The sequence below is a fragment of the Prochlorococcus marinus subsp. pastoris str. CCMP1986 genome (assembly GCF_000011465.1).
Lineage (GTDB): Bacteria > Cyanobacteriota > Cyanobacteriia > PCC-6307 > Cyanobiaceae > Prochlorococcus_A > Prochlorococcus_A pastoris.
In genome coordinates, this window is the sequence record NC_005072.1 from 125056 (window position 1) to 148487 (window position 23432).

The following is a 23432-nucleotide window of genomic DNA, read 5'->3' on the forward strand; positions in this document are numbered from 1 at the left end:
GTATGATAACAATCACCTGAATTTTTTACTTTCATAGATGTTGATATTCATGTTTTGAATAAAATTTAACTGACGTTATTTGCCGATTTATATTGAATTATTAAGTAATTATTAAGCAAATCGAAAGAATTTATAAAATTTATATTTTCTTTTTAGTTGATATTTCCGTCTAATCCATTGAAGTAATTAGTTTTTTTATTGTAATAACTTAAATAAGTCTTTAAATTAGGTCTGCAATAAATGCAAAATGTTGAGAGAATCGTTATACAAAATCTTAATCTCGGTTTAATAATAGGTCAGATATGAAAATTTCAATCCTGTTGATAGAAGATGATCGTGATATGCGTGAATTAGTATCTGGTCATCTTGAACATTCTGGTTTTGATGTTCAAAAAGCTGAAGATGGTATTAAAGGTCAAGCTTTAGCCCTTCAATACTCTCCTGACTTAATTCTTCTAGATTTAATGTTACCTAGCGTTGATGGTTTGACATTATGCCAAAGACTGCGGAGAGATGAAAGGACTTCAAATATTCCCATATTAATGATTACAGCTTTGGGTGGACTTAAAGATAAAGTTACTGGATTTAATTCAGGTGCTGATGATTACATCACAAAACCATTTGATTTAGAGGAATTATACGTTCGTATCAAAGCTTTATTGAGAAGAACTAATAGAGCACAATTGAATTCAACTAACCAACAAGAAATTTTAAATTATGGACCTCTTACTCTTGTTCCGGAAAGGTTTGAAGCTATTTGGTTTGAATCTGCCGTGAGACTTACCCATTTAGAATTTGAGCTACTTCACTGTTTGATGCAAAGACATGGTCAAACAGTCTCTCCAGCACTGATATTAAAGGAAGTATGGGGTTATGAACCTGACGATGATATTGAGACTATTAGAGTTCATGTAAGGCACTTAAGAACAAAATTAGAACCTGAACCTCGCAAGCCAAAATATATAAAAACTGTTTATGGAGCGGGATATTGCCTTGAGTTACCTGCGGTAGCTCAGGTTGATAATGGTATGCAAGAGTTTGCTGAATCTACAAATTAAAACTTAATCAAATGAGTAATTAAGTAACTTTACAAATCTTCAATTGCTATTTTTAATAAAGTTACTTCCCATGCTAGTCGTGGTTGTATAAAACCTTTAAGATGTACCTTCAAATCTTCTAGTTTTTTGACGATGTTTTTGTTTCTAGTTTTTGCCCAACATTTTTGTTGTACAAAATTTATTAAAAACATTTGTTGATCAATATCTAGTTCTTCAGATATTAATTTTGTTATTTTTAGTATTTCTAAATTATCACTTAATGGAAAGTCCAAGTTTTCTTTAATTGCATTTGGTAATTGGTTCCAAATTTTTATATCTTTCAGTATTTTTCCTGGAGAGCCATTTGCTGAATTAATAAAATACTCTAAATCTATTTCTTTATAAATATCAAAAACTGTAGAATCTAAATTATTTCTTATGAAAATCTCAAGCTGTTTATATGAAAAAGCTTTAAATCTTATAAGTTGACATCTTGAGATAATAGTATCCAAAAGTAAGTTTAACCTAGAAGTTAAAAGAATAAATATACCGTTAGAGGGCTCTTCTAGTGTTTTTAAAAGACAATTAGATGCTGCTTCATTCATAAGGTGAGCATCATCAATTAATACAATTTTTCCACCTGATTCAATGGATTTTTGACCTAGAAAAGTCTTTAAATTTCTAATTTGCTCTATTCTTATTGTTTCTTTATTATTTTTTGTAGTTTCAGCTTCTGAACGATTTATAAGATTACCTTTAAAAAAATAGGTAGGCTCAATTAATAAGAAATCAGGGTGGTTTTTATCTATGATTTTTTTTTCAATGTTTGAATTAGATGAATATTTATTAAAAATTTCCATAATAAATTTCATAGCGGTTTGTTTTTTCCCTATACCTTCCGGACCATAAAATATATAACCGTTGGAAAATGCTTTACTCTTAAGTATGCTTTCTAGATTTTCATTAACTTCCTGATTAATTAAAAGATTCTCAGTTTTAAGATCAATCATTGTTTACTCGAGAAAACTTTTTTAGTAAGGTTTCTTTTATTTCATTAGTAATAGTATTTATATCCTGTAAAGCAGATATTGTTGTCCAATTTTTTTCTTTTGCAATCAACTTAAAACCTTCATTAACTTTTTCTAGGAATTTTATCCCTTCAGATTCCATCCTATCTGGAATAAACTTTTCCCTTCGTAATACACTTTCTTCTGCTGAAATTTCTAGAAAAATAGTCAGGTCTGGGGATTCTCCTTGACAAACAATAGATTCGATATTTTTGATAATCTCAAGATTGATATTTCTACCATAACCTTGATAAGCAAGTGTAGAGTCACAAAATCTATCGCTAAGTACCCAGTCTTGATTTTCTAAAGCAGGTGATATGGTTTTGGAAATATGTTCTGCTCTATCAGCAGAATAAAGCAATAATTCAGCCAGAGAAGAAGGTTTATTATCTTTATGATTATCAAGTATTAAATTTCTAATTTTTTTTCCTAATAAGCTTCCTCCAGGTTCTCTAGTTTTTACTAATTTTTGCTTTCCTCTCAAAAGACCACTAGTTGGGATCCATTTAGAAATTTCATCAATTTGGGTTGTTTTACCGCAACCATCAATTCCTTCAATAACAATAAATTTACCCCTCATTTATTCTAAAGATAAAGCATTTATTACAACGGTTATTGAACTAGTTGCCATCAATAATGCTGCGATTGATGGTGTAAGAAGAATGCCATATTTTGGAAATAGAATACCTCCCGCTATGGGAATTGCAATCAAGTTGTATCCAAAAGCCCAGAATAGATTTTGTTTAATTTTTCCTATTGTTCTTTTTGCAAGACTAAGTGCATAAGGTAATCCAGATAACTGATCTCCCATTAAAACAACATCTGCATTCGCTTTCGCAATCTGGGTACCTGAACCAACTGCTATTCCTAAATTTGAAGCTGCCAAAGCAGGTGCATCATTTATTCCATCTCCAATCATTGCAACTTTATTGCTCTTCTTTAAATTTTCAATTATTTTTAATTTCATTTCTGGAAGAAGATCCCATTTTATTTCTGCTTCTGGACTATCTAATTTTTTTGCCAACTCCACTACAGTTTCTTTTCTATCTCCGCTTAAAATTTTTATATTATAATTATCCTCTCTTAATTTTTGAACAGAACTAATAGAATCCTCTCTTAATAAATCACCTAATAAAATAAATCCGAGTAACTTCTTATTTATACATACTCCAATCACAGAATGGGATTTGTTTTCCTCATTTTCTAATATTTCTTTTGATTTACTATCAATTATTACTCCTTTACTATTCAACCATTCAACACTTCCAATATTGATTTCCCCATCAATTGAATCAAGTTCTCCTGATATACCTCTACCAGATTCTGTATGGATGTTTTTAATTGTCAACAAGCTAAGGTTTTGTTTTTTGGCTTCATTAACTAATGCGCTAGCTATGGGATGTCGGCTTTGACTTTCTAAACTTGCAGATATTTTTAAAAGAAATAATTTATCAGCAGTATTTAAATAATCGATTATGAAAGGTTTACCTTTGGTCAATGTCCCTGTTTTATCAAAAATAATATGATTAATTTTTGATGCCATTTCTATTTTATCTCCGCCTTTAAATAAAACGCCTTTTTTTGCAGCTTTACCTGATGCAACAGTTATTACTGTGGGAGTAGCAAGACCTAAAGCGCAGGGACAAGCTATTACTAAAACAGCAATTGAGAGTTGAATGGCTAAAGTTAAAAAATTTTCAGCATTACTACCTAATGAATTATGTAACGTATGGTTGGATGTGGTTAACAAGTCATGATGATTGTTTATTAACAAATCTGGCCAAATTTGTTTTGCACCTTTCCACCAAAAAAAGAAGCTTGAAGTTGCAATAAAAAGTACGAAGTATGTGAATTTCCCTGCAATCTTATCAGCGATTCTCTGAATTGGAGGCTTTTTAGATTGAACTGATTCAATAAGATTAACTAGTTTTGCTAGAGAAGTTTCTTCTCCCACTTTGATAACCTTTAGCTTTAAGGTGGAATTTAAATTTAATGAGCCATTAAGTAAATGTTCACCTGATTTCACATCTATAGGTTTAGATTCCCCTGTAATATGAGAAACATCTACAGATGAATTTCCATTGATAACAATACAATCAGCTGGTACACGATCTCCAGCTAATAATTGAATTTCATCTCCTATTTTTAAAGAATGTACTCTGACTGATTTGACTTTATTTGCTTCTATATAAATATTTGCCATTTCTGGTTGGAGATCTAGTAATTCTCCAATAGAAGAACCTGTTTGATACTTTGCTCTTTCTTCTAAAAAACGTCCAATAAGAATAAACCCCAATAACATTACTGGTTCATTAAAAAAACAGGGAAAACCAGTCGAAGGAAATATTAATGATAATAGACTTGTTGTATAAGCACTACTTACTCCCAGAGCTACTAAAGAATCCATATCTGGTCGATTTTTAATAAGTGATTTGAATCCTTTGATTACAATTTCTCTTCCAGGAAAGAATAAAGCTAATGTGGCCAGTGCAGCATGAAAGAATAAATTTCCTAATATTGGTAAATTTAAAAAACCTCCTTCTGCTAAATGCCCTAACACTGAAAACAATAAAAGTAAGAGTGCAAAATTAAGTTTTTTCCATTGATTAATCCATTTCTTTTTTTTTTCTAATTGAACTTTATTTACTTTTTTTGAAAAATCATTTATGTAAATCTTTGCGGGAAAACCGCTTTGCTTGAGGTTTTCTAAAACCTGATCAATGTTTGGAACTGTTTTATTAATTTCAAAATATGCACTTTCAGTAAGTAAGTTAACAGAAACATTTTGTACCCCATCCGAATTTTTTAATATATTTTCTACCGTGTTAACACAACCCCCACATTTCATACCGGTAATATTTAATTGAATACTATTCATATTTTTGCGATGAAAGCATAGTAATACTTGCTTGTATTAATTACTATAGTAATAAATGTTATAGACTTTATTAAATAGTTGATATTTTATTGACTATATTAACTTTATTTAAAAAAAGTGCCTAATAATCAAAACAGAGACAATTTTATAGATAAAGCTTTTACTGTAATTGCTGAATCTATTGTAAAGATTATGCCTATTGCTGATAAAGAAAAAAAAGCTTACATATATTACAGAGATGGATTAGCTGCTCAAAATAATGGCGATTATTCAGAAGCTCTGGATTACTATAATGAAAGTCTATTACTAGAAGAAAATAAAATTGATAGAGGAGAAACTTTAAAGAACATGGCAATAATTTATATGAGTAATGGTGAGGAAGATAGATCTATAGAAACTTATCAAAAGGCCTTAGAAGAAAATCCAAAACAGCCATCTTGTCTTAAGAATATAGGTTTAATTTATGAAAAAAGGGGGAGGTTTGCTGAACAGAATGGTGATTTAGATCAAAGAGATATGTGGTTCGACAAGGCTGCCCAAGTTTGGTCTAAGGCTGTAAGACTTTATCCTGGTGGATACTTAGATATTGAAAATTGGTTAAAAACTTCTGGAAGGAGTTCAATTGATATTTATCTCTAGATTTGTATAGATTTACTCGTTCAATGCATAATTAATAGCTTCATTTATATTTGAAATTTCTTTAATTTGTATGAATTTTTGAAAACTATCTTTAATTTCACTAGTAATTTTAGGTAGTAAAATATTTTTAATACCAAGCCTAATAGCCTCATCAATTTTGGCTCTAATATTACTTGCCTGCCTTACCTGACCGCTTAAACCTAATTCGCCAATAAATGCACAATTTATCAATGGTGGAATATTTTTTAAGCTTGATAAGATTGATATGGCAACTCCTAAATCTGAAGATGGGTCATTTATTTCAAAGCCACCTCCTGTAGCTATATAGCAGTCATATTCTGATAATTTAATCCCAACATGTTTTTCAATCACTGCTAATATTTGATGTAATCTATTTATGCTCATTCCAGTTGTTGTTCGTCTTGGGTTATTGTAGAAAGTCTTATTTACTAAAGCTTGAATATCAACTGCAAATGGTCTCGATCCTTCATTAGTGATAGTGGTTGTGACGCCGGCTATATTTTCTTTATTTGTGAATATTGAACTAGGGTTAATAACTTCTCTTAAACCATTTTCTAACATTTCAAAAATTCCAATTTCAAAAGTTGATCCAAATCTATTTTTTACACTTCTTAGTAATCTATGGGAGGCAATATTATCTCCTTCAAAATTGAGTACCACATCTACTAAATGTTCTAAAGTTTTTGGACCGGCAAGAGCTCCATCTTTCGTAACGTGACCTATTATCAAAAGGGCTATATTATTTTCTTTAGCAAGATTCTGAAGTTCAGATGAACAAGTCCTTACTTGGGAAACAGATCCTGGAGAACTTTCCATCTCATCATTATTAATAGCTTGGATACTATCAATAATCGCAAAACCAGGTTTTATTTTTTTAATCTCTTCGATAATTAAAGATAAATTAGTTTCTGCATAAATTTTTAAATCGAGGCTGCTTTGATTTAATCTTTCCCATCTTATTTTTACTTGTTCTAAAGATTCTTCTGCAGTGATGTATAAAACTTTTTCATTAAGGGATATTTTCCCTGCTGATTGAAGCACTATGGTACTTTTACCAATTCCTGGTTCTCCTCCAAGTAAAACTATAGATCCCGGAACTATACCACCACCTAGTACTCTGTCAAACTCTTTAAAACCACTCGTAAATCTTGATATATTACCTATTTCTATTTCATTAAACAGCTTAGATTTTTTATTTTTATTAACACTAGTTATTTTAGATCTAGTGTTTTTTCTTTCTTCAACGATGGTATTCCATTCATTACAATTTAAGCATCTTCCGAAGTATTGAGAAGTCTCAGATCCGCAATTTTGACAAATAAAAGTCGAAAATTTATTAGACATTTAATTTTTGATTAGATTCAGGAACTAAGATGTTTGGGATTTTGCCCCTCTACAAGTTAGATTGGGTAAAAGATAAATTCTCTTACTGATTAGCTAATAGAAACAAATGGCTGTATCTAGTCAAACAAAAGAAACAATACTTGTCGCAGATGACGAGGCAAGCATTAGAAGAATTCTCGAGACTCGTCTCTCAATGATTGGTTACAAAGTGGTAACTGCTTGTGATGGTAAAGAAGCACTAAAATTGTTTAAAGATTACGATCCTGACTTGGTTGTACTTGATGTAATGATGCCAAAATTAGATGGATATGGAGTGTGTCAAGAATTAAGAAAAGACTCAGACGTACCTATTGTGATGCTTACCGCATTAGGGGATGTAGCAGATAGAATTACAGGATTAGAATTAGGCGCTGATGATTATGTGGTTAAACCCTTTAGTCCAAAAGAATTAGAAGCTAGGATTAGGTGTGTATTAAGACGAATAGATAAAGAGCAACTTCCTGGAATGCCAAATTCAGGTTTAATTTTGGTTACAGATATTAAAATTGATACAAATCGAAGACAAGTTTTTAAAAGTGATGAAAGAATCAGGTTAACAGGCATGGAATTTAGTCTTTTAGAACTTTTAGTCAGTAGATCAGGAGAACCATTTAGTCGAGGAGAGATTTTGAAAGAAGTTTGGGGCTATACACCTGAAAGACATGTAGATACGAGAGTAGTTGACGTTCATATATCTAGATTAAGATCGAAATTGGAGGCTGATCCTGCAAATCCTGAATTAATTCTTACAGCAAGAGGTACAGGATATCTGTTTCAAAGGATAGTTGATATATCTCCATTTGACGGTAAATAGATGGAAAAAGATTCTTCTATTAAAAAGTCTAGAGCTATAAGAAGATTAGTTATTTGGTATAAAAGAAATTCTGCTGTGACTTCAATAGTTGATACAGCGGCTAATTCTGCTGTAACTGCAAGTAATGTCGCGGGCAACGTGGTTTCTGGTGCTGGTTCTGTTGTAAGTACTGCAAGTAATGTTGCGGGTAATGTAGCAGGTAATGTAGTTTCTAGTGCTGAATCAGTTGTTAACACTGCTAGTAATGTAGTTTCTAGTGCTAGTTCAATTGCAAAAAATACACTGCAGCCATTAGTTTTTGACCCTTTAAAAAGGTTACAAAATAGTGATAATTTAATAAGTAAAGAAGAGGTACCAAATTCTGAGAGGATTTGGATCGCAGTTGATGGTATGGGGGGAGATTATGCACCTGTGCCCATTTTGGAAGGCTGTCTCGGTGCTATCAGTAGATTTCCTATAAATATAAAGTTTGTAGGCAAAATTGAAAAAGTTAGATATGAAGCAGAAAGAGTTGGTCTAATAGATTTGTTAGAAAAAGAAATTGATAATAATCGTCTTGAATTAATAGATAGTGGAGATCCTATAGGGATGAATGAAGAAGCAACAGCAGTACGAAAAAGAAAAGATGCGAGTATAAATGTTGCTATGGATTTGGTTAAAACTAATAAGGCAAAAGCTGTTTATTCGGCAGGCAACTCAGGAGCTCTTATGGCCTCTGCAATATTTAGGATAGGGAGATTGAAAGGAATCGAACGACCTGCAATAGGAGCGTTATTCCCAACTAGAGATCAAACTCGACCTGTATTAGTTCTTGATGTCGGAGCAAATACTGATTGTAAGCCCTCTTATCTTCATCAATTTGCACTTCTTGGTAATGTTTATGCCAAAGATGTTTTACAAATAGAAAAACCACGAATTGGCTTATTAAATATCGGCGAAGAAGAATGTAAAGGGAATGATTTATCTATAAAAACATTTGAATTACTATCCAATGAAAAAAGTTTTAATTTTGGGGGTAATTGTGAAGGAAGAGATGTTTTATCGGGTGATTTTGATGTGGTCGTTTGTGATGGTTTTACAGGAAATATATTACTTAAATTTCTTGAGTCAGTTGGAGGGGTTCTATTAGATATTTTGAGATCCGAACTGCCTAGAGGAAGAAGGGGAAAGGTTGGTTCTGCATTTTTAAAAAGTAATTTACTAAGAATAAAGAAAAGGTTAGATCATGCTGAACATGGAGGAGCATTGTTGCTTGGGGTAAATGGTATTTGTGTAATTGGCCATGGTAGTAGTAAGTCTTTATCAGTAGTAAGTGCTCTGCGTTTGGCTCACTCTGCTGTAAATCATAATGTTATGGAAAATTTAAATCAACTTCAAAAGCTTCAAGTTTTAAATTCTTAAAACATATTTTGTCAGATTTGTGTTTGACTTATATAAGTAAATAGATAACTCTTTTGGAAGGAATAAATTTAAATCAAATTGGAGTCTCATTTAAAGGAAGTGGAAGTTACGTACCAAATCAAATCCTGACGAATCAGGAAATTAGTAAGAAGGTAGAGACTAGTGATGAATGGATAAAATCTAGAACAGGTATTTCTCAGAGAAGAATTTCTGGATTATCAGAAAATGTTAGCGAAATGGGTTACAAGGCAGCATTGGGAGCAATTGAGATGGCTAGATGGGATATTGAAACAATTGATCTAATAATATTAGCTACATCAACTCCAAATGATCTATTTGGTTCTGCTCCTGAAATTCAGTCAAAACTAGGCGCAATTAATGCTGTTGCTTTTGATTTGACAGCTGCTTGCAGTGGTTTCTTATTTGCGGCAATAACAGCTACTCAATTTTTAAAAGCAGGTAGTTATAAAAGAGCTGTAGTAATAGGCTCAGATCAACTTTCAAGTTATGTAGATTGGAATGATAGAAGAAGTTGCATTTTATTCGGGGACGGAGCGGGTGCAATAGCAATCGAAGGAACAAATGAATTAGATAATTTACTTGGCTTTAGTATGAGGACAGATGGTCAAAGAGGTTCTTTCTTAAATCTTCCATCTCAAAATAATCAAGATCTAATTATTAATGATATTAATTTTTCCAGTGGGGGGTTTTCCTCAATTAAGATGAATGGACAAGAAGTATATAAATTTGCGGTTAGAGAGGTACCATTAATTATTGATAATTTATTTAAAAAAACAAATTTCAATTCTGAAAAAATTAATTGGCTTTTATTACATCAAGCAAATCAAAGAATATTAGATTCTGTTGGAGAAAGGCTAAATGTTTCAACAGAAAAGATTCTCAGTAATTTAAGTAACTATGGAAACACTTCAGCGGCAACAATTCCTTTAATGCTAGATGAGGCTATAAGAAATAAGAAAATTAAAGAAAATGATATTATTGCCACAAGTGGTTTTGGTGCTGGGTTAAGTTGGGGTGCAGCCCTTATTCGATGGGGTTAAATAAAAGTTTTATTATGACAGTCGCATGGGTATTCCCTGGTCAGGGTTCACAAAAAATTGGTATGGCAAATAAAGTTATAGATTTGCCAAATGCAAAATTTAGGTTTAATTATGCCTCCGAAGTATTCGAGAGAAATTTATTTGAAATTTGTGAACTAAATTCTGATAAGAAAAATCTTTCTGATGATTTAAATAATACAAAGAACACTCAAATTTGTCTTTTTCTAGTGGAATCAGTATTATTAGACTCTTTAAAAGAAAATGGCTTTAAACCAACCTATATCGCTGGACATAGTTTAGGTGAAATTACGGCTTTATATTGTGCTGATGTTTTGTCTTTTGAAGATTGTGTACAACTTATAAAAGTTAGATCTGGATTAATGGCAGATGCCGCAAAGGGATCTATGGCAGCATTAATAAGTTTTGATAGAGATCAATTAGATTTACTGGTAGAAGAGATTGACGATCTTGTAATAGCGAATGACAATAGCTCTTCTCAAGTTGTTCTATCAGGAAGCGAAAAAGCTTTAGATAATATTTCAAAACGAATTAAAGCAAAAAGATTCCTTAAATTAAATGTTTCGGGTGCTTTTCATTCACCATTCATGAAAGAATCATCATTTCAATTTTCAAAATATTTAGACACTCTAGAATTTAATCAGCCTTCTATGCCCGTTATAAGTAATTCTCATCCATCACTATGTAATAATCCAAATGATCTGAAGGTTAGGTTTAAAAATCAAATGTGTAATGGTGTTAGATGGCGTCAAACTATGGATTTAATGAAAGAGAATAGTATTCTTCAAATGGTAGAAATTGGCCCATCTAATGTCCTTGGTGGTCTAGGTAAAAGGCATTTAAAGGATGTAAAAATTTCTCAAGTATCTTCTGCAGATCAAATTAAATATTGATTTAATGAAAAGTTATTTTTATCAAAAATTAATTTATAAATTGGTAAGTCAAATAATTATTTTACCGATTTATAAATTGATATTTCGAGGCAAGTTAATTGGTAGAGAAAACATTCCTCAGAAGGGTGCTTTCATAATGGTATCTAATCACGGTTCCCTACTTGATCCTCCTTTACTAGGTCATGCTATTGGTCGGAATATATCTTTTATGGCCAAGTCAGAACTTTTTAGAATCCCCTTACTTGGGTTTATAATAAAATCATGTGGAGCTTATCCTGTAAAGAGAGGCATAGTAGATAAAACGACTATTAAAACTGCATGTGAAAAATTATTAAATAATAATAGTATTGGTATATTTATTGATGGTACTCGACAAAAAGATGGTCGCGTAAATAAGCCAAAACAAGGAGCAGCTCTTTTATCTTTTAAAAATCAAAAAATGTTATTACCAGTTGCAATTATTAATTCAAATAGATTAGTTAGATTAAAGTTTTTTATTCCATTTTTCACAAAAATAGTTATTAAAGTTGGGAAACCGATTAATCCCCCTAAAGGCGCATCAAAAGACGATTTAGGTAAAGTAACATATCATTTGCAGGAGTCTATAAATAATATGCTTGATTGAATGATCAGTTAATTGGGGATATTGGATATAATGGCAAAACTTTTTCCCAAGTATTAGAACTTGAATGTTGTGAATTTTTATTAGATAAATTCAATAGTTCTTTTAAATCTTCTATGTCAGAATATTCAGCTTGATAAGAAGACTCTGTATCTGTTAATTCTTCAAAAATTTTTGGAATAATTTTTTCTTTGATAGTGATGTTTTTGTTTGCTTTTTCAGAAATGCATACTTCATATTTTCCTGCAATATATCCTCTTCTTTTTAATTTTTTGAAAATCCAAAATGAATTTTTATCGATATAGATATTATTTTGCGTGGCAATTCTTTTTGCCATCAATTCAAAAGAACTAAAACTATCTAATGAGCAATTTATTTGCTGAGCGAGAGTTCTCGCCAATACAATTATTTGTCTGGAAGCATTAAAGTTTGATGGCCCAATACTTACAGATATTTTATTAATTCTTTTTAAATTTTCTTTTGTAATAAAATTTGAAAAATCAACTATTAAATTATTACATAAATCTTTCTCAAATTTTTTTGTAAAAAAGTTTTCAGATAAAGAGTTTTTATTTTCTCTGTAAGCGAAGCCAAAAGAGTCATCAGTACTGTGAATTGCTAAGGTTAATTTATTATGGTTTGTTACTTCGTAAGGCATTTACCTTTAAATAGGTAACTCTAAACCTGGCCTACATTTAGACCACTTACCAGATTCTTCTGAAAAACTTGAACAAGATTGTACATCCCAGTCAATTTTAGAATCGCCATTTAAATCTTTGATTATACTTACGTGAATGTAAGGTTTTATTGGTTTAAAATTAGGAATATCACAAATATGCTCAACACCATGATTTTTTTCGACATCATGATAGGTCATACATCTATCAACTAATTTACAGTTAATGCAAATGCACATAATCAAGAAAGAAGATCTTAAAAATCATATTTTCATTGATCATACACTAATAATTAATGAAATAGAAAGAAGTATAAAATCTTATAATTGGGATTTTATTTTATCTTCTTTACCTTCTGGATCTTTTTTAGTAGGTGGATATATAAGAGATTTAATTTTAGGAAGATTAAATTCTGTAATTGATGTTGATATTTTAGTTCCAAAAAATGCAATTAATGTTGGTAAGAAAATTGCAGATAAATTTGAAGGTAAATTTATTATTCTTGATGAGGCAAGAGATGTAGTAAGAATTATTTTTAAACATATCTCAATTGATATCGCTTCTCAAATTTCTCCTTCTATTGATATTGATTTATTAAGTCGAGATTTTTCTATTAATGCTATTGCTTTTTCTTTTGAAGAAAAACTTCTCATTGATCCATCAAATGGAATTAAAGATCTACAACTTGCTTTTTTGAGAACTAATTCAAAGCAGAACTTATTGGATGATCCATTAAGAATCTTAAGATGCTTTCGTTTTATTTCTGAATTAGATTTTAATGTTGATGTAACTTTAATAGATTTTATTAAAACTTATAAAAATCAATTAAGACTTGTTGCTAATGAAAGAATTAATTATGAAATACAGCGAATAATAAGGGGGGGGAAAGCATCGCAGGCGATAATCTTAATAAATAAATTTAAAATTTTTGATTATATACAGTCAGAAAAAAATTTGATATTTCTTGATTTAGAAAAAATTAATTTTGAAGAATTTAATAAATTTGAAAAGGAAAAATTTTTACCATTATTTTATCTTGTTCAAATTTTAGACGAATTTTCTTTGAAAAATTTAAAATTTAGCAAATCTGAAATTTCAAAAATTAGGCTATTAAGAAAATGGAATCTTTTATTGAAGGTGCAAAATATTTATGAATTTAATGAGAAAGAAAGATTTGATTTACATCAGGAATTAGAAACTATTCTTCCATCTTTTATTCTTTTTTTGCCAAAATCATTTTATGTAAATTGGCTCGCTAGATGGCGAGATAAAGATGATAAATTATTTCATCCGTCGAATTTAATAAAAGGGAACGTTTTAAAAAAATATTTAAAAATCCAAGATGGACCTATTTTAGGAAAGGTCATTAATTATCTTTCTATGGAGCTTGCATATAATAGATTGAATAATTTTGATGAAGCTATATATAAAGGAAAGCAATGGATTCAACAAAATGCGCCAAAATGTGATTAAATACACATAGCTTAGTTTTTGTTTAAAGTTCAGACTTCAAATTATTTTCTAAAAATTTATGAGCATTCGTATTTACATTGGCAATTTACCACAAGTATTTAATCCAAAAGAATTTGATAGTTTTTTAAAATCAGTAACTGATTCTATTAGATTTAAAGCTGTTTTAGATAAAGAAACAAAAGAATGTAGAGGATTTGGTTTTGCTACAACAAATAATGAACAAAATGCAAATTTAATAATCGAAAAGCTTAATGGTTTTGAATTTAATGGCTCCAAATTGAGAGTTGAACTTTCAGAAAAGAAAGATTCTTCCTCACACAAGAGAAATAGTTTGGGCTCTAATAAAAATAAAAAGAGGAAAGATTTTAAGAAGATTGTTCATAGTGATGCCCCTAATCTTGAAGCCCCAGATCCAAGATGGGCTGGCGAACTTTCAAAATTAAAAGATTTGTTAGCTAATCAGAAAGCCCCTGCTTAGCTATTTGATCCTTGAGATCAAATAAGATATTGGTATTTCAAACGCTTTTACTGAATTCTTTACATAAGCTCTATTATTAAATACATCATAATCTAATCTTTCAATAGAATCTAATATTCCTCTGTAAAGGCGTAAAGATGTCCAGACAGGCCATCTTGCATCTGCGGATAACCACTTAATACCATCTTCAGATTTTTTAAACCAATCCCGAGCTCTTATTAATTGGAAATTCATAAGCATTTTCCACTGATTATTTATTACTCCTTTTAATAACTCTTCTTCAGAATAATTAAATTTATTCATGTCATCTTGGGGTAAATATATTCGACCTCTTTGTCTATCTTCTCCAACATCTCTTAAAATGTTGGTAAGTTGATTTGCTATTCCTAGAGCTATTGCTGATTCTGATGAGTCAGGCATGTTGCTCCAGGGGGCTGATGTATAAGCACTGTCTATGCCCATTACATTCTGAGTCATTAATCCCACTGTCCCTGCGACGCGATAACAGTAAAGCTGTAATTCAGAAAAACTTTTGTATCTAAATTTTTCAAGATCCATTCTCTGCCCCTCAATCATATCTAAATATGGTTCTATATTCTGTGGAAATTTTTCTATAGTATCGAAAAGAACAGCATCTAATTCTGTTTGTATTTTTCCTTTGAAAACATTTCTTGTGTTTTCTTCCCATTCATTTAAATTATCGGAAAGTTCTTCAGTTGTCTTGGTTGAAGCTTCAATACTATCCATTATTTCATCAGTTCTCCTGCACCAAACGTAAATCGCCCAAATCGCTTTTCTTTTTTCGTACGGTAATAAAAGTGTTCCTAAATAAAAAGTTTTAGCCCATTTTTGAGTTTCTTTTTGGCATATTTCATATGCTTTATTAAGTTGGGATAATGAATTTTTCAAAAAAATTTTTTTTTGAGGTTTAATTTATTTTAGATGTTTCTCGTGAAACAATATTTGATGTTTTGGAATATTCTTTATTGATAGTTTCTGCGCATAATTTACCACTTAAAACAGCTCCCTCCATAGAAGCAAGATATTTTTGCATTGTATAGTCACCTGCTAAAAAAAAGTTTTTTATTGGAGATCTTTGACTAGGTCTGAATTCTTGACATCCAGGGACTGCTTTATATACAGATCTGGGTGTTTTTACAACTTTAAACTTTCTTAGTTTAGTTTTGTCATCCCCAATAAAATGGGTTGGAAATAACTTTTTGAGTTCTTCCATTGTTGCATCGACTATATCTTGATCACTTCTATTAATCCATTCTTTTGCAGGAGCAAAAACTAATTCAAGCATTGATCTATTTGGATCCTCATATTCCTTACAAGTAATACTCATATCTGCATAAACACTTAGAAGAGGAGATCTACTAAATAATAAGTGATCAATATCCGTTAATTTTTTATCAAACCATAGATGAATATTAATTACAGGTACTCCAATTAAACCATCTAGTTTTGAGAATGCATTTATACCTTTCCATTGGTCCGGAATTATTAGTTTAAAAAGATCTACAGGCATTGCACTAACGTAGGCATCTGCTGTAATCACTTTTTTCTTTTCATCTGAGTCTAAAGGGGCAATTGTAAAGCTTTTTACAGTGCTATCCTCATTTAGGTCTATTTTTCTTAGAGGACTATTCATATGAACCTCGCCTCCTCTCTCTGTTATATAATCCACCATTGGTTGGCAAAGTCTTTCTGGTGGAGCCCCATCAAGGAAAGCCATTTTTGAGCCGTTTTTTTCTTGTAAAAATCTATTAAGTGCTGTTAATAAAACTGTTGATGAGATTTCATCAGGTCCAATAAAATTAAGCGCTTTACTCATAGCGATAAATACTTCATCATTAACTCTCTCAGGAATATTGTGTTCTTTTAACCATTCTGTCCATGATTTTGAATCACATTTATCAAGATATTTCTGGCCTCTCAACATTGCAGGAACTAAACCTAAGCCAAATAAAATCTTTTCATTCCATGAAAGCATGTCATTGTTACTAAGAATTGCTGTTACTCCATTTGCAGGGGCAGGTATGTCAGGGAAATCAAATCTACTGTAAGTACCAGGCTCAGAAGGTTGATTGAAAATCATTGAATGACTTTTCCATTGAAGTCTGTCTTCTATGTCTAATTCTTTGAAAAGTTGGAGCATATTTGGATAAGCGCCAAAAAATATGTGTAAACCTGTCTCGTACCAATCTCCATCTTCGTCTTTCCAAGCAGCGACCTTACCGCCAAGTACATCTCTGGCTTCTAAAACTATGGGTATGTGGCCATTGTCAACAAGATATTTAGCGCAAGATAAACCTGCTAAACCTGCACCTGCAATTACAACACGCATTATAAAATCAAAAAAATAGTTAACACTTACTAAGAAGCTATCCTAAAGTTAAGACATAAATGTTTTTTTTGTTGATTATTTTTCAGAATTATGGAAAAAATGCTTTTAAAGTCAACCACTAGGCATGTAAGAATTTTTACTGCTGATGTGATTAATAACGATTTAGTATTCCATCCTAATAAATTAACTCTCGACTTAGATCCTGATAATGAATTCATTTGGAATGAAGACTCCTTAAAAAAAGTAAATCAAAGATTTACTGAACTTGTTCAAGAAAGAGCCGGAAAAAGTTTAGATGACTATGAACTTCGTAAAATAGGATCAGAAATTGAAGGTTTAATCAAATATTTGCTTCAAAATGGATTACTAAGCTATAACCCCGAATGTAGAGTCATGAATTATTCAATGGGTTTACCTAAGACTAAAGAAGTACTGTGAATAAATATCCTAATAGAGGTCCAAGAAGAGACCCTGGCAAAAATTCCTACTCCTCAAGGGATCGCGATAACTATATACAGCGGGATAGACGTATATCACCTTCTAACTCTGGACAAAAAAATAATTTCAGCACCGGAACGATTGCTGTACTTGCTGGCGTTTTGATACTAGGGGTAGGTATAGGGAGCGCCATTACCAGTACAACAGATGGAGGGCAAGGTAATATAGCTAGTCAACAGCAATTAGATATGGCCGTTCCAGACCCTGAATTTTGTAGGCAATGGGGAGCAAGTGCTTTTGTGATTGATGTAGAAATGTATACAACACTTAATCCTTCAACTAGTTTCGTAACACAACCGGCACTGCAACCTGGCTGCGTTATTCGAAGGGAAAATTGGACAGTGTTACAAAAACAAGGAGCTATAAGTAATGAGGATGTTAGAGAATGTAAGCAAAGAATGAATACTTTTGCTTACATAGGTTCAATAAGAGATAAGCCTATTGTTAAGTGTGTGTATCAGACTGATGTAAATGAGAACAAATTCATTATCAAAGGAGATGGACAAGCTGAAGATGGAGGGGTGGGAATCAATAAGGAAGCTATTCAATTTTAGATTGAGTTAACTTGCCTTAATGGGCTCTCAGAGCTTGCAAATTGAGGCAATATATATTTTTTAAAAACTTCTGATGCTCTAGATGTGTATCTTGATGGATTTGTAATTAATTTTAACTCCCTTTTTACCTCTAAATCAGCTAGGTGGGGTTTGTGAATTGACCCACCTGTTAATTCTCTCTCAATAGAAACAACAGGTAAAAAAGAAACACCAAGACCAGATTGAACTGCATTTTTAATTGCTTCAAGAGAATTTAACTCCATTTCTATTTTTAATCTTTGAATATCAAGACCAGAATCCTTTAAAAGTTTATCAACAACTTTTCTGGTTGTTGATTGAGAATCTAATGTGACGAAATTTAGTTTGTATAAATCTTCTTTCATCAATTCTTTCTTGTTTGCAAGTGGGTGTTTTGGTGGTAATACAAGAGCTAATTCATCAGTTGCATATGGAATTACTTGTAACAAGTTTTCTAGATCGCTTGGTAATTGACCTCCAATTATTGCTAAATCAATTTGACCATTAGCAACGCTCCAACCTGTTCTTCTAGTACTGTGAACTTGTAGTTGGACAGATACATCAGGATATTTTTGACGAAAAAGCCCTATCATTCTTGGCATTAAGTAGGTACCGGTAGTTTGACTAGCTCCAATTATGAGTGTTCCGCCTTTTAAACTATTTAAGTCTTCAATAGCTTTGCAAGCCTCATCACATTGATTAAGTATTCTTTCGCAATATTCAAGTAAAAGCTTACCTCCTTCCGTTAAAAGTGCTTTTCTACCACCTCTATCAAAAATTGTTATTTCAAGTTGTTTTTCTAAATTTTGAATTTGCAAACTGACAGCTGGTTGAGTCACATAAAGTAAATCAGCAGCCTTTTTAAAACTTCCTTGAGCTGCAATAGCTTTTAATATTCTTAATTGGTCAAGAGTAAACGGTAATTCTGGCATTATTTTTATGCCTACAATTTAACTTTAATTCTAATACCTAAGGGTATTATTGTTAATGATGAAAAACTTGTATTTTGAAATTATATGGAGACTCACAAAACTTCGTTATTGATTTTGGGATTAATATTAATTTTTGCTGTTATACATAGTGGAGGTGCTGCTTTAAGAAGTAGAGCAGAGGCTTTTATGGGAGCAAGATTATGGAGATTGCTTTTTGTTTCTTTGAGTTTGCCATCTGCACTGATTTTAATCAGTTATTTCTTAGCTCATAGATACGATGGAATTAGATTATGGAATTTTCAGGGTAATCATTATGTATTTTTGTTGGTTTGGATTTTAACTGCTATCAGTTTCTTATTTTTATATCCTGCAACATATAATTTATTAGAAATTCCTTCAGTTTTAAAACCTCAAGTTAGGATATATGGCACTGGAATAATGAGAATAACAAGACATCCGCAAGCATTTGGCCAAATTATATGGTGTTTAGCTCATACATTATGGATTGGGACATCTTTTACATTCATAACTTCGATAGGGCTAATTTTGCATCATCTTTTTGCAATATGGCATGGTGATAAAAGATTAGAAATTAAATTTGGTGAAGAATTTTATAAGTACAAAGAAAGTACCTCAATAATCCCATTTGTCGCAATATTTGATGGAAGACAGCAAATTAAACTAAAAGAATTTTTTAAATTATCACAAATTGGGATATTAATAGCCATTGCAATAATCTGGTGGTCTCACAAATATATAAATATTGCTGTTACAACATTTAATTCATCTTTTATGTCTAAAATTTTCAATTAGCAGTTTAGTATTAATGTATTAATCTTATTAAATATGCCTCAAGCTTCAGAAATTGCCTGGTTGATTCCTGTCTTTCCACTTATTGGAGCGGTGTTTTCTGGTTTGGGTTTAATATGTGCGAATAAAAAAATCAATAATTCTAGAGAAATTGTATCTATCAGCCTTTTGTCATTCGTTGGTGTTTCTGCGGTAATCAGTTATAAAACATTAATTGAGCAAATCAATGGTTACCAATCAGTAGAAAAATTATTTGTTTGGGCAAGTGCTGGTGATTTCACAATCCCAATGGGATTTGTTCTCGACCCATTAGGGAGCGTAATGCTCACATTGGTAACCACTATTACTTTATTAGTCATGATTTACTCTCATGGTTATATGGCTCATGACAAAGGTTACGTAAGATTTTTTACATATTTAGCACTTTTCAGCAGTTCGATGATGGGATTAATTATTAGCCCAAACTTATTAGAAATATACGTTTTTTGGGAATTAGTAGGAATGTGTTCATACTTATTAGTTGGTTTCTGGTACGACAGAGATGGTGCAGCAAATGCTGCTCAAAAAGCTTTTGTCGTCAATAGAGTTGGAGATTTTGGCTTATTACTCGGAATTTTGGGTTTATTTTGGGCTACAAAAAGCTTTGATTTTAATGAAATTGCAGTAGGAGTATCACAGTCAGTTTCAGAGAATTCATTGCCAGTCTGGGCTGCATTATTACTTTGTTTTTTAGTCTTCTTAGGACCTATGGCAAAATCTGCTCAATTTCCTCTTCATGTATGGCTTCCAGACGCTATGGAAGGACCAACCCCTATTTCAGCTCTTATTCATGCAGCGACGATGGTTGCTGCTGGAATATTCTTAGTAGCAAGGCTCCAACCTCTATACTCTTTATTCCCTTCAATTCAATTTATTATTGCTTTAGTTGGTACTATTACATGTTTCTTAGGAGCGTCTATAGCCTTAACCCAGATGGATCTCAAAAAAGGTTTGGCATATAGTACGGTTTCTCAGCTCGGGTATATGATGCTTGCGATGGGTTGTGGTGCTCCCGTAGCAGGGATTTTTCACTTGATAACACATGCTTGTTTCAAAGCAATGTTGTTTTTAGGGTCTGGCTCCGTTATTCATGCCATGGAGGAAGTTGTTGGTCATCAACCTGTACTTGCTCAAGATATGAGGTTGATGGGAGGTTTAAGAAAAAAAATGCCCTTTACTTCTACGACTTTCTTAATAGGTTGCGTAGCAATAAGTGGTATTCCTCCATTAGCTGGATTTTGGAGTAAAGATGAAATATTGGGAAACGCCTTTATCTCATTTCCAGCTTTTTGGTTTGTGGGTTTTTTAACAGCTGGAATGACCGCCTTTTATATGTTTAGACTTTATTTTTTAACTTTTGAAGGAGATTTTAGAGGTGAAGATAAGGAATTACAAAAAGAACTTTTATTAGCTTCTAAAATTAATGTAGAAGAAGAACATGAAGAAGAACATGGTTCACTCCATGAGTCTCCTTGGTCAATGACATTCCCATTGGTTTTTCTAGCAGTACCTTCAGTAATAATTGGGTTTATGGGATTTCCTTGGGATAGTAAATTTGCAAACTTATTAGATCCCGAAGAAGCATTGATTGCTATACAGTCTTTTGAATTAAAAGAATTTTTGCCTCTAGCTATTGCATCTGTTTTCATTGCCTCAATTGGTATAACTATTGCTTATCAAGCTTATTTTGCTAAGAAAATAAACTTATCAATATTATTTGCACAAAGATTTCCATCTGTTAATAAGTTCTTATCAAATAAATGGTATTTAGACGATATTAATGAAAAACTTTTTGTGAAAGGTAGTAGAAAACTTGCAAAAGAAGTTTTAGAAGTTGATTCCAAAGTTGTAGATGGAGTGGTAAATCTTACTGGACTTGTAACATTGGGTAGTGGGGAGGGCTTAAAGTATTTTGAAACAGGCAGAGCTCAATTTTATGCTCTGATAGTTTTTGGAGGAGTAATTTTGTTGGTAGCAATATTTGGTTTCCAATCTCCCCAAGTAGCTTAATAACAAATGTGTGTCTTCACTGTCCATGGGATGAAAAAATCTAGATAATTTCTAGAATTTGTTTAAGATCATTTTCTTATTCATTTGAGCAGCTATTTTTTTACACATTTTGCACTACATACAATAGGAACATTGGGTGGAGTTATACCTGATTTCCCTTGGCTCTCAGTATCTATTCTTTTCCCTATTGGATGCGCATTTCTGATACCTTTTTTCCCCGATAAAGGAGAGGGTAAAGAAGTAAGATGGTTCGCTTTAAGTGTTGCTTTAATTACTTTTCTAGTAACAGTAGGATCTTACATAAACGGTTTTGATATCAATAATGAAGATGTTCAACTTAAAGAAAGTATAAATTGGCTTCCTAATCTAGGACTTACTTGGTCAGTCGGCGCTGATGGAATGTCAATGCCTCTTATATTATTAACTAGTTTTATAACGGCGCTAGCTGTCTTAGCTGCATGGCCTGTAAAGTTTAAGCCAAAATTATTTTTCTTTTTAATACTTATCATGGATGGAGGACAAATAGCTGTTTTTGCTGTTCAAGATATGCTCCTATTCTTTTTAAGTTGGGAACTGGAACTTTTGCCAGTATATTTACTTTTAGCTATCTGGGGAGGAAAAAATAGACAATATGCAGCTACAAAATTCATTATCTATACAGCTGGGAGTTCTATCTTTATCCTTTTAGCTGCGTTGGCAATGGGTTTTTATGGAACTGAAGTTCCAAATTTTGAGTTTTCTCATTTGGCTAATCAAGATTTTGGCCAAAACTTTCAAATCCTTTGTTACATAGGTTTGTTAATTGCTTTTGGTGTAAAACTCCCTATTGTCCCTTTGCATACCTGGCTCCCTGATGCTCACGGAGAGGCTACAGCACCTGTTCATATGTTGTTGGCTGGAATTTTATTGAAGATGGGCGGATATGCTCTTTTAAGATTTAATGCACAATTATTACCTATTGCACATGCTCAATTCTCTCCACTATTAATAGTTCTTGGAGTAGTCAATATAATATACGCTGCATTAACATCATTTGCACAAAGAAATCTTAAAAGGAAAATTGCTTATAGTTCAATAAGTCATATGGGGTTTGTCTTAATTGGGATAGGAAGTTTTAGTAGTCTTGGGACAAGTGGAGCGATGTTGCAAATGGTTAGTCATGGACTAATTGGAGCAAGTTTATTTTTTCTTGTTGGAGCAACTTATGACAGAACGAAGACTCTAAAACTAGATGAAATGGGTGGAGTAGGACAAAAAATGCGTATTATGTTTGCATTATGGACTGCCTGCTCTCTTGCTTCTCTTGCCTTACCAGGTATGAGTGGATTTGTTTCTGAGTTAATGGTATTTACTGGATTTGTTACGGATGAAGTTTATACTTTGCCTTTTAGAGTAATAATGGCATCTTTAGCTGCAATAGGGGTGATACTTACTCCAATTTATTTACTGTCAATGTTACGTGAGATTTTCTTTGGTAAAGAAAATCCAAAGTTAACTGAAGATAAGAATTTAATTGATGCAGAGCCTAGAGAGATATATATTATAGCCTGTTTACTCTTACCAATAATCGGGATAGGTTTATATCCAAGGTTAGTTACAGAAAGTTATTTGGCTACAATAAATAACTTGGTTGATAGAGATTTAAATGCTGTTAAAAACATACCAAAGACAAATGTTTTTGCAGGAAATAAATCAAATCAAATATTAAAAGCACCAACTATATAATTTTCTTAATAAGTTTATTATTTTTTGGCATAAC

The 23432-nt window shown here is 31.9% G+C and carries 23 protein-coding genes; 14 read left to right on the forward strand and 9 right to left on the reverse strand.

The genetic code is table 11. From position 1 onward, the window contains the following. Positions 1 to 302: 302 nt before the first annotated feature. On the forward strand, positions 303 to 1058 hold the full coding sequence (locus TX50_RS00675) for a response regulator transcription factor (protein WP_011131767.1): 756 nt from the start codon (positions 303 to 305) through the stop codon (positions 1056 to 1058). A 29-nt stretch (positions 1059 to 1087) separates the two neighbouring features. Here TX50_RS00675 and TX50_RS00680 read toward each other — a convergent pair whose 3' ends face one another. From TX50_RS00680 to TX50_RS00690, 3 genes are read right to left on the reverse strand one after another with little or no spacing between them, the layout of a single operon-like run. After that, positions 1088 to 2047: a DNA polymerase III subunit delta' gene (locus TX50_RS00680; protein WP_011131768.1), complete on the reverse strand. Its 960-nt coding sequence runs from the start codon at positions 2045 to 2047 to the stop codon at positions 1088 to 1090. Beyond that, positions 2040 to 2684, reverse strand: a complete 645-nt coding sequence (gene tmk / locus TX50_RS00685) for a dTMP kinase (protein ID WP_011131769.1) — start codon at positions 2682 to 2684, stop codon at positions 2040 to 2042. The genes TX50_RS00680 and tmk overlap by 8 nt, the downstream gene beginning before the upstream one ends. Continuing rightward, positions 2685 to 4982 (reverse strand): heavy metal translocating P-type ATPase, encoded by a 2298-nt coding sequence (locus TX50_RS00690; RefSeq protein ID WP_011131770.1) that lies wholly within the window; start codon positions 4980 to 4982, stop codon positions 2685 to 2687. Between the two features lie 117 nt (positions 4983 to 5099). Here TX50_RS00690 and TX50_RS00695 point away from each other — a divergent pair, with 117 nt between their 5' ends. Then, the gene (locus TX50_RS00695; protein ID WP_011131771.1) at positions 5100 to 5621 is read left to right on the forward strand and encodes a photosystem I assembly protein Ycf3; all 522 of its coding nucleotides are present in this window, start codon (positions 5100 to 5102) and stop codon (positions 5619 to 5621) included. Positions 5622 to 5633: 12 nt separating this feature from the next. On the opposite strand, the gene radA is transcribed toward TX50_RS00695, so the two are convergent. Continuing rightward, a complete protein-coding gene (radA, locus tag TX50_RS00700; protein WP_011131772.1) occupies positions 5634 to 6986 on the reverse strand; it encodes a DNA repair protein RadA in 1353 nt (450 codons plus the stop codon). Positions 6987 to 7092: 106 nt separating this feature from the next. Between radA and rpaB the strand changes: the two genes are divergently transcribed. From rpaB to TX50_RS00725, 5 genes are read left to right on the forward strand one after another with little or no spacing between them, the layout of a single operon-like run. Continuing rightward, positions 7093 to 7839 (forward strand): response regulator transcription factor RpaB, encoded by a 747-nt coding sequence (gene rpaB / locus TX50_RS00705; protein ID WP_011131773.1) that lies wholly within the window; start codon positions 7093 to 7095, stop codon positions 7837 to 7839. Continuing rightward, positions 7840 to 9240: a phosphate acyltransferase PlsX gene (plsX, locus tag TX50_RS00710; protein WP_011131774.1), complete on the forward strand. Its 1401-nt coding sequence runs from the start codon at positions 7840 to 7842 to the stop codon at positions 9238 to 9240. A gap of 53 nt (positions 9241 to 9293) precedes the next feature. Beyond that, the gene (locus TX50_RS00715) at positions 9294 to 10301 is read left to right on the forward strand and encodes a beta-ketoacyl-ACP synthase III (protein WP_011131775.1); all 1008 of its coding nucleotides are present in this window, start codon (positions 9294 to 9296) and stop codon (positions 10299 to 10301) included. Positions 10302 to 10315: 14 nt separating this feature from the next. Beyond that, positions 10316 to 11212, forward strand: coding sequence for an ACP S-malonyltransferase (gene fabD / locus TX50_RS00720; RefSeq protein WP_011131776.1), 897 nt, complete (start codon positions 10316 to 10318; stop codon positions 11210 to 11212). A gap of 4 nt (positions 11213 to 11216) precedes the next feature. Beyond that, entirely contained in the window at positions 11217 to 11837 is a 621-nt protein-coding gene (locus TX50_RS00725; RefSeq protein WP_011131777.1) for a lysophospholipid acyltransferase family protein, read from the forward strand. A gap of 4 nt (positions 11838 to 11841) precedes the next feature. On the opposite strand, the gene TX50_RS00730 is transcribed toward TX50_RS00725, so the two are convergent. Further along, on the reverse strand, positions 11842 to 12492 hold the full coding sequence (locus TX50_RS00730; protein WP_011131778.1) for a hypothetical protein: 651 nt from the start codon (positions 12490 to 12492) through the stop codon (positions 11842 to 11844). Between the two features lie 6 nt (positions 12493 to 12498). After that, positions 12499 to 12750, reverse strand: coding sequence for a Ycf34 family protein (locus tag TX50_RS00735; protein ID WP_011131779.1), 252 nt, complete (start codon positions 12748 to 12750; stop codon positions 12499 to 12501). Between TX50_RS00735 and TX50_RS00740 the strand changes: the two genes are divergently transcribed. Beyond that, the gene (locus TX50_RS00740; RefSeq protein WP_011131780.1) at positions 12737 to 13984 is read left to right on the forward strand and encodes a CCA tRNA nucleotidyltransferase; all 1248 of its coding nucleotides are present in this window, start codon (positions 12737 to 12739) and stop codon (positions 13982 to 13984) included. The genes TX50_RS00735 and TX50_RS00740 overlap by 14 nt on opposite strands. A 58-nt stretch (positions 13985 to 14042) precedes the next feature. Then, positions 14043 to 14462 (forward strand): RNA-binding protein, encoded by a 420-nt coding sequence (locus TX50_RS00745; RefSeq protein WP_011131781.1) that lies wholly within the window; start codon positions 14043 to 14045, stop codon positions 14460 to 14462. Here the strand turns inward: TX50_RS00745 and TX50_RS00750 are convergent, their stop codons facing one another. Both TX50_RS00750 and pds read right to left on the reverse strand, forming a co-directional pair. After that, on the reverse strand, positions 14463 to 15371 hold the full coding sequence (locus TX50_RS00750; protein ID WP_011131782.1) for a phytoene synthase: 909 nt from the start codon (positions 15369 to 15371) through the stop codon (positions 14463 to 14465). Between the two features lie 19 nt (positions 15372 to 15390). Then, positions 15391 to 16812, reverse strand: a complete 1422-nt coding sequence (gene pds / locus TX50_RS00755; protein ID WP_011131783.1) for a 15-cis-phytoene desaturase — start codon at positions 16810 to 16812, stop codon at positions 15391 to 15393. Between the two features lie 90 nt (positions 16813 to 16902). On the opposite strand from pds, the gene ndhM reads away from it, so the two are divergent. Then, entirely contained in the window at positions 16903 to 17250 is a 348-nt protein-coding gene (gene ndhM / locus TX50_RS00760) for an NAD(P)H-quinone oxidoreductase subunit M (protein ID WP_011131784.1), read from the forward strand. After that, entirely contained in the window at positions 17247 to 17864 is a 618-nt protein-coding gene (locus TX50_RS00765) for a DUF3172 domain-containing protein (RefSeq protein WP_011131785.1), read from the forward strand. The genes ndhM and TX50_RS00765 overlap by 4 nt, the downstream gene beginning before the upstream one ends. Here the strand turns inward: TX50_RS00765 and TX50_RS00770 are convergent. Beyond that, a complete protein-coding gene (locus TX50_RS00770) occupies positions 17861 to 18814 on the reverse strand; it encodes a LysR family transcriptional regulator (protein ID WP_011131786.1) in 954 nt (317 codons plus the stop codon). The genes TX50_RS00765 and TX50_RS00770 overlap by 4 nt on opposite strands. Positions 18815 to 18898: 84 nt before the next feature. Here TX50_RS00770 and TX50_RS00775 point away from each other — a divergent pair, with 84 nt between their 5' ends. The 3 genes from TX50_RS00775 (at position 18899) to TX50_RS00785 (ending at position 23398) form a co-directional block, all read left to right on the forward strand. Beyond that, positions 18899 to 19627 carry an NnrU family protein gene (locus tag TX50_RS00775; protein WP_011131787.1) on the forward strand — a complete coding sequence of 243 codons (729 nt, stop codon included), beginning with the start codon at positions 18899 to 18901 and terminating at the stop codon, positions 19625 to 19627. A 33-nt stretch (positions 19628 to 19660) separates the two neighbouring features. Continuing rightward, positions 19661 to 21673 carry an NAD(P)H-quinone oxidoreductase subunit 5 gene (locus TX50_RS00780; protein WP_011131788.1) on the forward strand — a complete coding sequence of 671 codons (2013 nt, stop codon included), beginning with the start codon at positions 19661 to 19663 and terminating at the stop codon, positions 21671 to 21673. 84 nt (positions 21674 to 21757) lie between these two features. Next, entirely contained in the window at positions 21758 to 23398 is a 1641-nt protein-coding gene (locus tag TX50_RS00785; protein WP_011131789.1) for an NAD(P)H-quinone oxidoreductase subunit 4, read from the forward strand. The last annotated feature ends 34 nt before the right edge of the window (positions 23399 to 23432 follow it).